General features: G+C 63.4%; 11 protein-coding genes and 1 tRNA gene. 4 read left to right on the forward strand and 8 right to left on the reverse strand.

The features are described 5' to 3' along the window. Window positions 1-88 precede the first annotated feature (88 nt). Complete coding sequence (locus ACLJN9_RS26510) at window positions 89-511, forward strand: GntR family transcriptional regulator (RefSeq protein ID WP_410814338.1); 423 nt, start codon at window positions 89-91, stop codon at window positions 509-511. A 623-nt stretch (window positions 512-1,134) separates the two neighbouring features. Here ACLJN9_RS26510 and ACLJN9_RS26515 read toward each other — a convergent pair. The 6 genes from ACLJN9_RS26515 to ACLJN9_RS26540 all read right to left on the reverse strand — a co-directional run bounded on the left by ACLJN9_RS26515 (window position 1,135) and on the right by ACLJN9_RS26540 (window position 10,782). Continuing rightward, on the reverse strand, window positions 1,135-2,340 hold the full coding sequence (locus ACLJN9_RS26515) for a DNA cytosine methyltransferase (protein ID WP_410814339.1): 1,206 nt from the start codon (window positions 2,338-2,340) through the stop codon (window positions 1,135-1,137). Window positions 2,341-2,492: 152 nt separating this feature from the next. After that, a complete protein-coding gene (locus tag ACLJN9_RS26520; protein ID WP_410814340.1) occupies window positions 2,493-6,494 on the reverse strand; it encodes an AAA domain-containing protein in 4,002 nt (1,333 codons plus the stop codon). Between the two features lie 532 nt (window positions 6,495-7,026). Continuing rightward, window positions 7,027-8,100, reverse strand: a complete 1,074-nt coding sequence (locus ACLJN9_RS26525; protein WP_410814341.1) for an MrcB family domain-containing protein — start codon at window positions 8,098-8,100, stop codon at window positions 7,027-7,029. 94 nt (window positions 8,101-8,194) lie between these two features. Further along, window positions 8,195-8,818: a ribonuclease D gene (locus ACLJN9_RS26530; RefSeq protein WP_410814342.1), complete on the reverse strand. Its 624-nt coding sequence runs from the start codon at window positions 8,816-8,818 to the stop codon at window positions 8,195-8,197. A gap of 4 nt (window positions 8,819-8,822) precedes the next feature. Next, the gene (locus ACLJN9_RS26535) at window positions 8,823-9,674 is read right to left on the reverse strand and encodes a hypothetical protein (RefSeq protein ID WP_410814343.1); all 852 of its coding nucleotides are present in this window, start codon (window positions 9,672-9,674) and stop codon (window positions 8,823-8,825) included. 1,024 nt (window positions 9,675-10,698) lie between these two features. After that, a tRNA-Tyr gene (locus ACLJN9_RS26540) sits at window positions 10,699-10,782 on the reverse strand. Window positions 10,783-10,929: 147 nt separating this feature from the next. Between ACLJN9_RS26540 and ACLJN9_RS26545 the strand changes: the two genes are divergently transcribed. Both ACLJN9_RS26545 and ACLJN9_RS26550 read left to right on the forward strand, forming a co-directional pair. Next, the gene (locus ACLJN9_RS26545) at window positions 10,930-11,424 is read left to right on the forward strand and encodes a YajQ family cyclic di-GMP-binding protein (RefSeq protein ID WP_410814344.1); all 495 of its coding nucleotides are present in this window, start codon (window positions 10,930-10,932) and stop codon (window positions 11,422-11,424) included. Between the two features lie 174 nt (window positions 11,425-11,598). Beyond that, window positions 11,599-12,237, forward strand: coding sequence for a class I SAM-dependent methyltransferase family protein (locus tag ACLJN9_RS26550; RefSeq protein ID WP_410814345.1), 639 nt, complete (start codon window positions 11,599-11,601; stop codon window positions 12,235-12,237). 28 nt (window positions 12,238-12,265) lie between these two features. Here ACLJN9_RS26550 and ACLJN9_RS26555 read toward each other — a convergent pair whose 3' ends face one another. Beyond that, complete coding sequence (locus ACLJN9_RS26555) at window positions 12,266-12,967, reverse strand: HAD family hydrolase (protein WP_410814346.1); 702 nt, start codon at window positions 12,965-12,967, stop codon at window positions 12,266-12,268. 290 nt (window positions 12,968-13,257) lie between these two features. Between ACLJN9_RS26555 and ACLJN9_RS26560 the strand changes: the two genes are divergently transcribed. Then, window positions 13,258-13,692, forward strand: coding sequence for a hypothetical protein (locus ACLJN9_RS26560; protein ID WP_410814347.1), 435 nt, complete (start codon window positions 13,258-13,260; stop codon window positions 13,690-13,692). Window positions 13,693-13,720: 28 nt separating this feature from the next. Here ACLJN9_RS26560 and ACLJN9_RS26565 read toward each other — a convergent pair whose 3' ends face one another. After that, the gene (locus ACLJN9_RS26565) at window positions 13,721-14,980 is read right to left on the reverse strand and encodes an MFS transporter (protein ID WP_410814348.1); all 1,260 of its coding nucleotides are present in this window, start codon (window positions 14,978-14,980) and stop codon (window positions 13,721-13,723) included. Window positions 14,981-15,160: the final 180 nt, after the last annotated feature.

Consider the following 15,160-nt stretch of genomic DNA (forward strand, 5'->3'; position numbering starts at 1 on the left):
CGTATCTACAAGTGGATGAGTTGTCTAGACGTCGAAACGGGTCACTTGGTTGGCACTTGGTAAGACAAGTGCCAGGTACGGTGAGCAGGTGCCCACCCCGCACTACGGACAGCCCCGCTACCGCGTTATCGCCGAAGAGTTGAGAGAACGCATCGAGAGCGGCGTCATCCCGCCCGGAGCCCTCTTGCCGGCTGAGAGCGCGCTCACTGCCGAATTCCAGGCGGCGCGCGGCACGGTTCGTCAGGCAATAGCCGCGTTACGCGAGGCAGGCTTGGTGGCTACCGAACACGGCCGCGGAACCTATGCAACCTGGCGCCTGCGCGAGTGTGGGCTAGCCGAGGGTTCCGAGACGGAAACGCAACAGCGCCAGGTCGCCGCTGACGCAGAGCTTGCAGCCCTTTTCGCTGTCGAGGTGGGAGCAGCCCTGGTGGAACAACAGAGCCTCACTCGGACAAACGGAGCCGTCGGAGCAGTCGTCAGAACCTACCGACTGCTTCAGGTGAAGCAATAAGCAGTCCGCAGTTTCGAAACGTCCTCGAGGCGGTCCGGAACGGCTCGCACGCGCCGCCGCTTCGGCGTCGGCCTGCTCTCTGCTGTTGCTCCGCTCCGGCCCGCTTTGCCCTGCGGCTGGGGCGTACGCGAAAGGCCCAGGGGTGCCCGCAGCAACGACTGACCGTCGACCCACGAGGTGGCGGGTGTCGGCAGCCGGCAGGCCGCGCGGCTAAGACCAGCCCGGTAGGGAGCGCACCTCGGCCATGTCGGCGAGCTGGGTGCTGCGAAAGACTGCGGTTTACTGCGCCGCCGGCGGGAGCCCTCCGACTCCACGAAAGCCGCCGCTACGTCGGCGGTAGCGGTCTGTGGGCCGGTTGCGATCGGCCGCGCCGTCTCCCATCGACCCGGACACGCCGAGCAGACACCGCCCGACCCAGCGTCCGAACCTGCGTCAAGGTCGCTTGAGGTGGCGGTCCTGTCTGCGGCCCCTTCCAGGAGGGCGGGGTCGACCGCAGAGGGCATGGCTTCAGAAGTGGACTCAATATCCCGGGCACGGCATGAACGACGTAGCCCACGAATCCTCCTGGACCACGACGCGTCCGCGACATTTCTGATCGGAATCAGTGCGTCCCGGCGTGGCGATTATCCAGATTCGGCCCTCTCTCGCGGCGCCGGTCCGCGACCAGTCCCTGGATGGGCATTCTTCGTCCCGACCATCCGAGCAAAACGGGGCGACAGCGGCATAGGTTCCTGCGGCTCTGGACAGTCATCTCTATGGTTACGCACCAGCACGGAAGGGGCTCTCAGCAATCTTCTACGAGCTTCCGGCGCACCAAGCCCTAATTGGATTACGAGTTGTTTACCAAGCGCCTCGGCCAAAGGTGGTGGAGTAGCGTTACCAATTAGCCGCGTCTGCGCACGAGCCGATCCAGAGAACCTCCACGAGTCGGGGAAGCTCTGCAAACGCATCCTTTCCCTATTTGTCAGAGGCCGGTTATCCCAATGAAAGGGCCCTGTGTTGGGACCTGGAGAAGCAGGCAGAGTCCAAGACGGCCTCGCACGCGCCAACTTAAGAAGGAAGGACCAATAGCGCGTGCGCCAACCAAAGAGTTCTGGGCCGGCACCTTTCGCGGTCATATGCAAATAGTTACCCCCCTCAGGGATGGAGGGGAGCAGCTCCGTCCAGGCGCCGGCGGGAGGTGTCCAGGTCTCTGGTGGAAGGTCACCCATGGCATCCCAGGCCGTCACGGGTTTTGCATCGTGGGTAGGTTCGGGGAAGTAGAATCGCTTGCCGTCGCGACGGGCGACAGCGATGGCCCTGCGCCGATGTTGCGGTACCCCGTAGTCGGCAGCGTCCAGAACTGCGACGTCAAGCCTATATGCAGTACCGTAACGAATATTAATCTCGTCGAACCCTGCTTGAAGGTAAGGCAGCGCCGAAACTGGACCGTTGAAGAAGCCGGCGACGTTCTCAAGCAGGACGGCACGGGGGCGAAACTCAGCAACCAAACGGAGCATCCCGTGGAGCGCATCGGCTCGCGGGTCGTCCATGCCACGACGACTCGTTGAGTTCCATTGAGCAGCAGCACTGAATGGTTGGCAAGGAGGACCTCCAGATATGAGATCCAGTTGCCTCGCCCTCAACCCCAAGGTCCGCGGACGCAGCTCCTCAGCGGCAAGGTTCACATCGGACGGCTCGTAGAGCTGCCAGCTCGGCCTGTTCAGGGCCAAGGTACTCCGGGCGCCCGCATCCATTTCAACGCAAGCGAGAGTTGAGATGCCAGCGTGTTCCAGACCCAGATCCAGCCCACCCGCCCCACTGAATAAGCTCAGGGACGTTCCGAGCACTCCAGCCCCCAAGGCCTTCCCCTCTTGAAGCTAACCCGACCGCGACCCATGACCTAGTGAGCTCACACCGATCACCCCCTACTTGTCAAGTAGTCCTGCTCCTCACCCCTTTCGCACGGCCCCCAGCAGGATCGGGCGCTCAGCCCCAGGAGTTACTCCGAGACAGGGATGGTGAGAACCTGGACCTGGTAACCGTCGGTTTCAACCTCTCCTACAAGGCGCGTGCACAGAGCCCTCAGGCTTTTCCAGAGTACCGCGTTCTGATAGTGGTCTAGCTCTGCGGGCACATGGTCAAGGAGCGTTCGGGCACAAACGACAACGAGTTTCTCCTTACACCGAGAAAACGCGACGTTGCTGCGGTTAAGATCCAGCAGGAACTCCGCTGAGGCCGAAATGGCGCTTACCTCACTCGCAGTCCCCGAGACAATGACGATAGGACGTTCTCCGCCTTGAAGCCGCTCCACCGTGTCTACGATGCTGACGGCCGCCAAACCGTCGAGTTCAGCTCGCAATAGCGACCGATGCGCTCTATGAGGCGTAATGACTGCGACCGTGTCCTCACCAGGACCCCCTGAAGAAGTCGGAACCTCAAGAATCCGACGGATCAGCGACGCCTCAAACTGGTTACTTTGCCTGCTCTCGCGCTCGTTGTGCAAGACAAGATATAAGCCCGGCCCCTCAGACCAGACCGCCGTCAGTCCTGCCGCGCGCGGGTCAGCGCCGGCATCGGCCGCGACGCCGGCTGGCGCGCTGTCAGCCGTATCCGCTGCCAGCCTAGTCAGGCCTTGCAGCTGAATGTCATCTAGGCGGTAGATCCGACTAATCAGATCCACGATAGGTGGCGGCAACCGGAAGGTCAGCTCTAGGGCGCTTCTCCTGACCGACCTACTTGTTACCAATGGCTGGTCCGCTATCTCCTTAACGGCATTGTAAGCGCTAGCAAATGGTTGATAAGCAACCGCTGGGGGCCTGTCTTCAGTATCCCAATCGTTAGATAGGATCGGCGATAGCTGGCGATGATCACCCGCAAGCAACACCTCACCGTCCGGTGCAACACACGTGGCGAGAGCAAGGAAATGCGGGAACACCATCATCGATGCTTCATCAATCACCAGGCCCCGAGCCGAAAACCCCCCTTGCTGCCCCCACGGACGTCGGCCATCCAGTTCCTGCGCAAGCTTGAGTACGGCCGAGGTCGTGCCCGCCATTATCAGCACCGAACGGGCTCGCAGTTCGTTAATCTTCCTGGCGCTAGGCGAAGCCGCAAGGTCGGTCCCGGCGGGGCCGAGCAGGTTCTGCGTGGGAGTGGAGGAATGAACCTTTGCTAGCTCGATCGACGGGATTCCCATCCCTTGACCGGCGAAAGCGGATGCCGCAAGAGGGCGCAACTCCGCTAAGCGACGCATCAAGGTGTCGACTGCCGTGTGAGTATGTGCGGCGACCAGGATTACGTCTCCTGGTTGATACCTAGCTGCGGCTCGGGCGAGGAGTGCCATAGCCGTGGTTTGAGTCTTTCCCGTCCCCGGGGGCCCCTGCAACAACTGCACTCTTGCTTCGAGTCCAGCCATAACAGCATTGGCTTGATCGCTGGACAGAGTATGCCCGTCTCTAAGCTGCGCGGTTCGGACTGCAGCATCTAGCCGGACCCTTTGATCGCCTTCAAGCGAACTTTGCTCTGGGATGACGGGGTTATGAGGGTCGAACCATTCCGCAGCATGTGGACCTCGGCCACTTAGGAGCCGCGAGTCGACTTTCCCTGCAACAAAATCACTCGGAGATTCATCTACCGAAGCGAATTCAAACAGGGGACCGCTATCGGCGCGATTGTAGTACGAGAAGAGAGTGTACCGACTCGCTCGACCGAAAATACTTTCAAATACAATTACTCCAGTTTCCCAATCGACGCTCAAGACTCGGCAAGTCCGCCCAGCACGCAAGAGTTGGCCGATCGTTTGCCCTTGACCAGGGTTTCCAGAGTAGGGAGTCAGCCGGACGAATGAATCCGGACCAATAGCGCTGCGCCCCCGAAACTCTTCAAGCGTCATGCCATAGGCGTCAGCTTGAATGGTCGCTTGAAGATTGCCATCGGCTAGTTGAATGACGTCTTGTACGGGAAGGGTTCGTCCCGTCGGTACCCTAGTCCTCAGCGACTGAAGATGAGTGGACACCCAGTCGGTGAGCTTTACAGCATGATCCAAGCGAAGGAAGTCGACAGCCGCCGCTCTAGCATTATCGACTCCCAGCGTGAACCGTTGTAGCTCATCCACAACAAGTTGCGGCTTAACAATTTCACGATTCTTGAAGCGAATTCTTTCATCAACCCACCGCAGGGCGTGCGTTCGGGCTTGCAGGTAGGCCCTGAGGCGACCCGGTCGGGACGACTCGGAATACCTTCTGATTGTCGCCGCAAGCTGGCCACTGCTAGCACTCTCCGGGACAGGGAGGCTCTGCCAGAGGGCCCGCCAATATGGGGCAGGCAGAGAATCATGGAAGCGGCTCCGAATTTCGAAACGGTGTTTTGTCGCGCCCGGAGAGTTCGGCTTTGCCCATGCGCCGTCGGGACTCAAATCTAGATTCGTCTTGAAATCAAAAATATCTTGGGTGAAAACTTGGTCCAAAGCGATTGGAGTGCCTGCCACTCGCCGCGTCCAATGGTACCTCTTTCCGAACCAAGTAAGACTGGTCACAACACCAAGGCCGCGGCCGGTCCACGCCAAGGCGTAGCGGCGGTCGACCTCGTCCTGGAGGCAGGAGTAGATGAGTTGTTCCAACCCCTCTCGACATCCCATCAGCTCCCGAAGGGCCCCCAGTAGGCGCGATGACGCGCGGGAGCAGGCTTCAACTAGTTGAGCCATCTCCGAGCGCGACCAGACATAGAAGTGGACGCGCGCTAGGCCGTCGGCCGACCCTCCCATCTCCGGGTCACTAGCCACGTCGGCGATCGCCTCGATGAGGCCAAGCAGGAAATTCTGAAGCAGTGCCCGCTCAGCCCCTGTGTCCTCGTCGTACCGCCCGCTCCAGTTGCTCGCCTGCACCTGAACGACGTCACGTCCACGAAGATCCCTGCGATCCCGAAGGGGCCTGCCGTTCTGATCTGCGCCAGCTTCGACAAGCTCGTGGACCTCCGGATCCGGCTCGCGAAGAGGCCTGCCATCCGCACGGACCCGGCCAGTCTCTCGCCAACCCGTATTTAAGGTCCCGTCGCTAGCTGTAACGTGAGCCGATAGAGCACCGATGCGGTTTTCTGTGTAATCGTAATCTACGCCTAGGTAAATCCTGACGAGCCTTTCACCATCCTGGACGTGTTCCGGGAGCTGACTAGCGGATGCTTCCGTAAACTGCTGGACCGGGTAATCATCTGGTGCTTCTTGTGCCTGCTCTCCTAGCCGAGGCAGAGTCACTCGTCGCGCCCTTGCAAGGGCGATAAGGCGGTCAACGCTCTCCGCGAAGGCGGGATTAGCTCGCAACTCGCTAGCAGCATTGGATGCCGGATCCAGGTTAGCAAGTGCGTCGATGTCGACCAGCCCGGCAGCTCGCAACGCTCGCGCCGCGCTTACGCTCATTCCTAAAAGCTCGTGTCGACGGAGTCGGGCGCTCTCTGGAAGGCAATCAACGTTGAAGACGCACCCATCGCACTTTTGATCGATCTGATAACCCAGATGGTCGAGAGGTGTGTCTATGATGTATGCGAGTTCGCCCTCCTCCCCCAGGAGATGAAGTAGATCGGAATCCTCCATCTCGACGTCCAGGGGATCAAGATCCAGAATACTTTGGTTGCTGTTCGTGGTCTCGTCTACTCGCGCAACTACGACTTCGACATTATCGGCTGATACTTTATGCCCCGCGACAATCAAAGGATGGCGGGAGAGAGACTGCTTTAGGACCCTGCCGTAGAGCGCGACTTGCAGCCGCTGATAGGTCCGATCGCGCCGACTTGCTTTGCATTCGACGATGCGAAGAACAGGCTTCCCTGCGCGCCAGAGCAGGAGAAGGAAGTCCGCTCTGCCCTCTAGGGCAAATGCACCAATCCGCCCTTCCAGCCGGACCTCTCGCGCATAGCCCTGAGCGCCGTTGGGTTTCGTCTCAGCTGCAGAAACGAAGTCCCTCCAGGACGGATGTCTGTCTTCTTCACTTGCGGGTCTGCCGCGTACCAAGTCCGCGAGGCCAGCCTCGGAGAGGCTGTCTGCCCATTCGTCCTCCCTACGGCGCCCCTCGGCTTGGAGGACAACGTCTAAGGTATTGAAGAGTCGTTCATAAAACGGAAGCCTTCTTGCCTCGCTGCGGCGGTTGGCCTCGAGCTTGAAGCGTCGCTGACAAGATCTGTGTCTGACGTACTCGCCGATCTCACTAACTCGTAGGGTGGGCCGTGGCTGAGGAGGTGGACTTGAGTCGCCCTGCGGGCTGCTGCCCTCGTCGCCGTTTGGGGCTAGTGCGTCCACCTTGTTCTCCGATCGGCTGGGCCGGGCGTCGATCGTGGCGTCGACCCCCGCGTTGCGACGTCACCGACGCAGGCTACGCCCGCTGGACGACACATAGGTAGACCCGCCGGGGCAGATCCTCTCGAAAGCCAGAACCTTCGCGCTGGCGGCTGCCTCGCGCTAACGGAGATGAGCAGAAGTGCGCCGATAGCCGGTAGCGTGGCCGGGCAGAGCGTCAGCGCCATGGCTCTCGAGATCATGAACTTTCCTAGCACAGTCCATTCATCTGAGCCCTCGAGGAACCGGCCCAGATGAGACCATCTCTCCACACTGCTGCGATCCCGTATGCCTCGAGTAACCCGACGCTAAGGGCTCCAACGTCTTCGCTGAACACCGCCAGCGTCTGGATGGACTCATTGCGATGATGCAGGAACTTGTAGGCCACAAGCTGGCCCAGGGCTTCGCGCGCCGCACCGATCCCGTTTCCCCGACGGACCATCTTAGCCTCGATCAACCAGGTTGAATCGTCCTTCACCGCCAGCATGTCTCTGGGGTGGACATTGGTGGCTGGCTGGAATCCCAGGGTAATTAGGCGCTGTCCGTACTCGCGTACGAGCGTTTCATGCTTGCGGGTCTTGACCAAGCTGAGGGCGGCGACCTGTGCGAGATAGTCGACGTCGTCCTTAGGCTTGAACTGGGACACGAACGGCTGCGGGACTGATGGCGGCTTGGGCTCGGCTACCCCGGTCACCACGAGTTCCGGACGTTCCCGCCGTAGAACCTCTCGCGCGTCGAGCGCCGTCTCGTACAGAGTTACGAACCGTCTTAGATCGGCTGCCATCAGTTCGGCGGGTGGCAGGTCGCCGATGCTGTAAGTCTTGGCGACGATGTTGCCGTGACGGTAATGAACCGGCCGTGCGGCGGTGGACGGCAGGTCGATTGTCGGGCTTAGCCCCGCAGTGGCGCCACCGGGAAGGGTGTCCCGAATCGCTGTCGCCTGACGAGCGAGGAGTTCGCGTCCCCTGGCGGTCTTGAACCTCTGCACCAGGTCGGTCACGCCCTGATTGAGACTGAGAACCACCGTGCCGAATTGCACGGCGAAGAGGTAGACCACATACATGCCGCGTTGAGCGCTGATGGTCTCATCGGGGTCGAAGACGCCTATCCATGGAACAAAAGCCGGTATGCCTTGTCCGCCGCTTCCATGAGCGATGTAGCCGGGCGGAATCCAGGGCGCCATCTCGGTCGAGCAATGTCGTAGGAGCGTCTGGGTAGGACTGGTTAGGCCCTGGTCAGGATTGTAGTTACGCCCGATTGACTCGATCAGCCCTCGAAGGTCCATGGCTACCTCCGCTGCTCGAACTAGTGGACCGAACTCATAACGGCCCTATGTGACGGTCGCAATCTATCTCAGGTCTAGTCGCAAGAGCAAGCGACTAGTAGTTGAATACGTCGGGCCAGCCTCCAAGGTCGAGGCAGACCCGCGCGGGTATGAACGAGGTGCACTGATCAAAGAGGTCGATTAACCCTGCCACACGTAGGTCTTCCTCGAGCCCATTCAGCAATGGAAGGAGATGCTCCACATCAGCGGTAGCGTAGCGAACTTGCGCAGAGGTCAGATTCAAATTCGTCCAGTCACTGAGCCGCTCATCCTTGCTGATGTCAACATTGAGGCGTTCTCTGAGTAGCGCCTGAAGCGAGTGGCGCTTGCTATCCACTTGCGGACTCAACAGCTTCGAAGCGATCTTAGTGCATGCGATGTTCATAGGCTGCACGCGCCAATGCGCCGCCATAAAACGTAGATCGAACATGGCATGGTGAAAAACCTTACGAACTCGTGAGTCCTGGATTAGCGCACATAGACGACCAGGGCGCACATCGCCCACCTGCAGGACGATATCATCGATGCCTTGCGCATGAAGTTGAACCGTTCCAATACGGTCCAACTTTGGATCCAAGCCTGTCGTCTCGATGTCACAGGCAACTTCACCCGACGAACAGAGGGCCGCAAGGCTGGCGTCGTCGAGATCATTTCGGACAACATTTGTCATCACTTTCATGAGCCTATCCTCTTCTTATCTGTGTAACAGTTGCCGGCGCGCCGACCGCCGGCGTTGCGGGTCGGCTTGTGCTACGGATAGAGCGAAGCTCGTCATAGATGAATTGAAAGAGAGAGCCGCCGTTTTCGCAAATAATGGTTGGCAGCACGGCTGACCGCCCTTCACTGTGTTGATAGAGGGCCACGACCGCACGATTGTCAAATCGATAGAAGGTGAAGACGCGGTCGCCAGCCCAAAAGAAGACTTCAACGGAAGCGCCGGCCTCCTGTCGCAGCGCCTCAAATTCTTCCTTTGTCTCCCATATTCTTTCCTTGAGCTTCTCGGGCGTTGCGCCGAATCTATTCGCCAGTGTCGTAACCGTCGACACATCGTCGGGGTCTGCAAGATAGACCCGGATTCGACCCTTCGGCTTTCTGGCTAATGCTTGCAGCTGCGAAAGGTAAGTCCTGCGCCAGGTCCCACCGTATGCGACGAAGATGTCCAGCTTCTCAACGCCTTTGAAGCAGTCTTTCCACATGGCCTCGTCGTAAAACTGGTTAGTTATACGTTTGATGCCAGCTGACTCAAGCTCAGCGGCTGTCCGCGTTGACTCTAGGACCTCACGTGCAAACGCACGTTTTCCGACCAGTTCCCAGAGGATAGAAATCCCGGACGTGACGATCAGCAGCCCGCCAAGCTGTTCCATGAGAGTTCGCCAGCCCTCATGACTGCGCCAGAACCGGGTTTCTTCGCCTCCTAAGTAGAGGAGGTACCCGCCGATAATGAAGACAACGACCGCTACAAGGATGTAGTAGTGGGTGGTCAGCGAGCGGTAGGGCGTGTCGCGTTCCTTCGCCACGTGGTCCTCCCGGTTCATAGGCATCAGGCTATGAAGGGAGTCTGACAGTTACCCACGGCTCAGGCCGGCCTACGCCTGTCGCGACACGTCTTGACCGATGGCCGACAGTCGGCTTGACACTCCGCGATCGGCATCCGCGCTACCTCTCGAGGCGTCCTCACCGGCGGTCCCAGCTCTCGTCCGTGCGCCGGCCGTCCGAAGAGGCCGGCGACGCTGATTTCGCTGGAGAGGACACACGGAAGCCTCGCGGACACGGTTTACAGACTCTGAAAGCATGCTTGGGGCGCAGCTCTGGCTGGCCCTGGTCCTGTCGGCCTCAGCCGCGGTCTCCGCCGTACCTCGATGTCGGACCGTCGATGACAGCAGCGAGGCTGGACCGCAGCGGTGACAGCAACATCTGCGCCGAGGACGCTCAATCGGGATGAGCCCAAGATTCATCGAGGTCACAGTCGAGGACGGACGATGCGGGACGGCCAGGACATAGCTTGTAAACGAGATGCCCCGCTCCCACCTGCCATCCCAGCTGCTGCCGACTTCTTCTGTTCTGGGATCAAGGCGCCGCGCTCCGCGCGACGCGGGCGGTAACCCGGCCGGCGGCAAGCCGCCCCGGCCGCCTCCGGCGCCGGGGCGGAGAGCCACCGACTGCCGCCGGACCGCCGCCCCGAGTCATTGATCCCGCCGGCGGCACGATCACGGCCAGGCGGTACGGAAGCCGACCCTGTCGGCCTCGTCGACGGTCAGGGCTTCCGACTGCCGCGCCAGTCCAACCCCGGGACTGGCTTGCCCCCGATCCCTCTCCCGCAGCCGGCTCACGTCACCGCGGACCCCTCAGCCGATGGCCACACGCCCGGATTCCGCCCGACCGACCCGGGCCACCAACCCCAGCCTTCGCAGCCCCAGAAGAGCCCTCAGCGGGCAAGATCGACCTGCCCACCATCTGCCCACAACGAGTCGTCAACGGTTGGACTCAGCCGGACTCGGCTAGATCAACGACAACGGCCCCCGATCAGCACTTCTGCTGGTCAGGGGCCGTGTCTGCACCTGGTGGCGGGTGAAGGATTCGAACCTTCGAAGCTTTCGCGACGGATTTACAGTCCGCTCCCATTGGCCGCTCGGGCAACCCGCCAGGGCACCCCACCGCGTCGTGACGCGGCGGCGGAAGCAAGGATAGCGGCTCACCCCGGCACCGGCGCAACCGGGTACGGTCAGGGGGTCGTGCCGCTGGTCGGCGGCCGACGGCAGGCCCAGACCGCCGGACAGCAGGAGAAGAAGCATGGCAGCGAACCCGTCGTTCGACATCGTGAGCAAGGTTGACCGCCAGGAGGTGGACAACGCCCTCCACCAGGCGGAGAAGGAGCTTGCGACGCGGTTCGACTTCCGCGGCACCGGTGCGGAGATCTCCTGGTCGGGTGAGGAGGCGATCGGCCTCCAGGCAGAGACCGAGGAGCGGGTACGCGCCGCGCTGGACGTGTTCAAGGAGAAGCTGGTCAAGCGGAACATCTCCCTGAAGTCGTTGGACGCCGGCGAGCCACGTCCATCCGGCAAGATCTTCAAGATTGACTGCAAGGTGATCCAGGGCATCGAGGCGGACAAGGCCAAGGCGATCAGCAAGAAGATCCGCGACGAGGGCCCCAAGGGCGTGCAGGCTCAGATCCAGGGCGACCAACTGCGGGTCACCGGCAAGAAGAGGGACGACCTCCAGGCGGTCATCTCGCTGCTCAAGGGGGAGGACTTCGGCGTCGCCCTCCAGTTCAACAACTACAGGTAAGGCGGGGCCCGCCGGGCCTGGTGAACGGGTCGACCACGCCTTGCCACCTGGGCGCACATCGTCACTTCCGGTCGTCGTTGGTCGCTCGCGATCGGCCTTCGACGGCCTGGTGGCGACCTGGACCGGGTCTCCGGCGGGCATCGGGGCGAGCTTCGCTCTGGCAAGGTTGCCCGGATGACCGCCCAGACTCACTGGCAGGCGTGGCATGAGCCCTACGCTGATGAGAACTCCCCGTTGTCGCGTCGGCTGCGGCTGGTCCAGCAGCACATTGCCTCATGGCTCGATCAGCGTTGCGACCAGCGACTGACCGTGGTGAGCGCGTGTGCGGGGCAGGGTCATGACCTCATCGGCGTCCTCGCCTCACGGTCCGATGCTCAGCGCGTACATGGGACCTTGCTGGAGTACGACGCGGGCAATGTGACTGCCGCTCAGGCCGCCGCCGATCAGGCCGGGCTCTCCAACATCGTGATCAGGCAGGCAGACGCGGGCCAACTCGCTTCGTACGCGGGAGCGGTTCCGGCCGACCTGGTGCTCATGGTGGGGGTCTTCGGCAACATCTCGGACGCCGACGTGGAGCGAACAGTTGCCGCCCTCCCCCGGCTCTGCGCCGAGGGTGCCACCGTGATCTGGACCAGGGCGAGGCGAGAGCCGGACCTGACGCCAGCAGTACGGGAGCGGCTTCGGGATGCCGGCTTCGTGGAGCAGGCATTCCACGCTCCGGATGACGTTCGGTTCTCTGTCGGCGTTCACCGGTTTGACAGTCGTCCGCAGCCGCTGGACCCTGCGGGAACCGTCTTCACGTTCCTGCGCTGAGGCCAGCTGGTCGCTGCCTGCCGACGTCTCACGCTGTCGTGTGTGCCCCGGACGGCTCCACCACCGCCAACGGCTTCCGGAGTATGGCGGGCAGGTCGCCGAGGGTGGCGAAAGCCGGCCCGCCCCAGCCCGGATCGGTGTCGTTGTGCTCCGTGGTGCGAAAGACGGTCATACCGACCGCTGCCGCCCCGGCCAGCTCACCGTCTGCGCCGTCGCCAACAAAGACGCACTCCACCGGCCCCACACCCAGGCGCTCAGCAGCAAGGCGGTAGATCGCCGGGTCCGGCTTGGCCAGCCCGACATCGCAGGAGAAGACCGCGACATCGAACCGTTGGGCTAGCGGGCTCTGCGGCCATGCCTCAAGAGTGTCCGAGGTGGCGTTGCTGATCAGGGCCAGCGGATGCCCGTCGCCGCGTAGCGCGTCGAGCACGTCCAGGGTGGCGGTCGAGACGCTCTGCAGTACCCGGCGCCCGAGGGCTCGCCGATGCTCACCGGCCCGTGTCACCTGTTCGCTGGTCGGTGTGCCGCCGAGGCGTCCGACGAGGATGCGGATGGTCTCCTCCACGTCCCACCGGACCAGCCGGTCCCGCCAGGTGGCGTGGTACACGGCAACCAACTCGGCCGGAGCCACCCCGACCATGACGGCCATCTCGCCGACCACCCGGTCACGCTCCTCGTCGGCCCCCTGGATCAAGGTATGGAAGAGGTCGAAGATCACTGGTCGGGACATCTCGGCATCCTACTGAGATCGCCACCGCTCGCACCGCGCTTGCCATCGCGTCTGCCATCGACCCGCGCCCGGCCCGCCACGTCAAGCGAACTTCTACGGCTCGTACGGACGCTGGCGGCCCGGCAACGGCGTGGCAGCGATCCGGGCTGGTAGCGGGCGGTGCCCCTCCAGTTCGACGACCAGCGGTAGCGCGCAGCCGGCCCGTCCCCTGTTGACTGCTCTCGGGGCTGCGACCGGGTGTGCGTCCCGGCATACGCGACGGGTCGGACGCATCCGCTAACGTCTGGCTGGTGACGGCCGAGGCAGCGGGTGCGTTTCGTCGGACAGCGCTGGAGCGATCGGACCAGCGCATCGCCTGGGACCGGCCGGACCAGGCCTTCTTCGCGGCTGGGGCGTGTCACATCCTGGCCTGGGTGTGCCGGGACTCCTATCCGGATCGGCCCATCGATATCGTAGGTGTGCGCTCGGCAGACGGTTGGCAGGTCTTCCACGCCTACGCGCTCTGGGATGGCTGGGCGTTCGACCACTCAGGCTGGAACCCGGAGCCAGATTTGTTGGCGGTCAACACGACCTTCGAAGGCCGCCCACTGGAGAGCGTCAAGATCGTGGACGGTCTCGCCGGGTTCTGCGAGACGCACCACTCCCGCATGCCGCACCAGTACTGGCAGGATCCGCTCCCCCGTGCTCGCGACTACGTGAGCCGCCACACCCCACCGTGGGCGTAGCGCCGCGCCGCGCGGGGTGCGGGGCGGCTCAGACCGTGACGGGCTCGTCGATGCGTACCGTCGAGGTTTCCGCGCGGGCGATGGGCCCGGCGGGCAGTGCGGCGACCGCGGCCCCGACGGCGACCGCCGCCCCAGCGAACAGGAACGCCCACGGCACGCCGCCGGCGTGGTCGACGATCAGGCCGGCCACGGCGCCGCCGACGGCGCTCGACGCCACCGCGATGGTGACCACCCAGGTGTACGCCTCGTTCAGCATGCCGGCCGGCGCGATCCGGCCGACCAGGGTGTTCTCCAGGGTCAGCGCGGGCGCGATGGTGGCCCCGCCGACGACCAGCGCGGCACCCAGCGCGAGCGGGGTCGGCATCAGCGCGAACACCACGAACGTGCTGGCCAGCGCGGCGAGCAGCAGGGCGAACTGCCGCGTCATGTTCGACGCCGGCTTGCGGACGCCGAACCAGAACCCGCCGGCCGCACTGCCGATCCCCCAGACCGCCAGCAGGATCCCGGCGAGGCTCTCCGGGTCGTCGGTGGTCTCGTTGCCGGCGAACGCCGGCACGATCACCCCGGCCGCGCCGAACGCGATGCCGAGGCCGGCGACGCAGATGAGCAGGGCCGGGAAGCCGGCGACCCGCAGCGGGCCGAGCCCCCGCGCGTGGTGTTCACGGGGGTGCGGACGCCAACCGCGCATCACCCGACCGAGGGCCACCGGAACCGTGCCGACCAGGGTGACCACCGCGGCGCCGATCAGCGCTGCCGCCGCGTCGGCGACCAGCACGAACCCGGCGACCAACAGCGGGCCCAGCACGAAGACGATCTCGAACAGCGAGGTCTCCGCGGCCAGCGCCGTGTTGCGCAGGAGGTACCGGCCGGAACCGGGGCTGGTCAGGTCGTTCCACGCGCCCCGGATGGCGGCGCTCAGTGGTGGGTAGGTGGCCCCGGCCACGGCCGAGGCCAGGTAGATGGTGCCCAGGGCGTCGTCGCCCGAGCGGCTGGCCAGCAGCAACGCGAGAAGTGCCAGCGGGTGCGCCACCGCGGTGACCAGCAGCACCGGGCTGGGGCCGACCCGGTCGGCGATCCGCCCGGCCACCGGGCTGAGCGCGGCACCGGCGACCGCGTAGATGCCACCCGCCACGGCGGCCAGCGCGTAGCGCCCGGTCACCTGCTCGACCACCAGCAGCAGCGCCAGCGGGGTCATGCCGATCCCGAGCCGCCCGATGATGCCGCTGACGAGCAGCATCGGTGCCCCCGGAATTCGCCAGACGCCCAGGTACTGGCGCAGTGCGGCCACGGACACCTCCGCTGGAGACAGGTAACGGGTAGAAGCTCTTTCGACCCTAACCCCGAGGCGCGCGCCGCGGGTGGTCGGTCCGCTCACAACGGCGCGGCCGACGGGGCTGCTGCTGACCCGCTACCGGTCGCCGTGATCCCGCGGCATCCCGGACGCGACTCCACCCGCGTCCGGACGGGA

Source organism: Micromonospora sp. 067-2 (genome assembly GCF_046549295.1).
In the GTDB taxonomy this organism is placed as follows: Bacteria; Actinomycetota; Actinomycetes; order Mycobacteriales; family Micromonosporaceae; genus Micromonospora.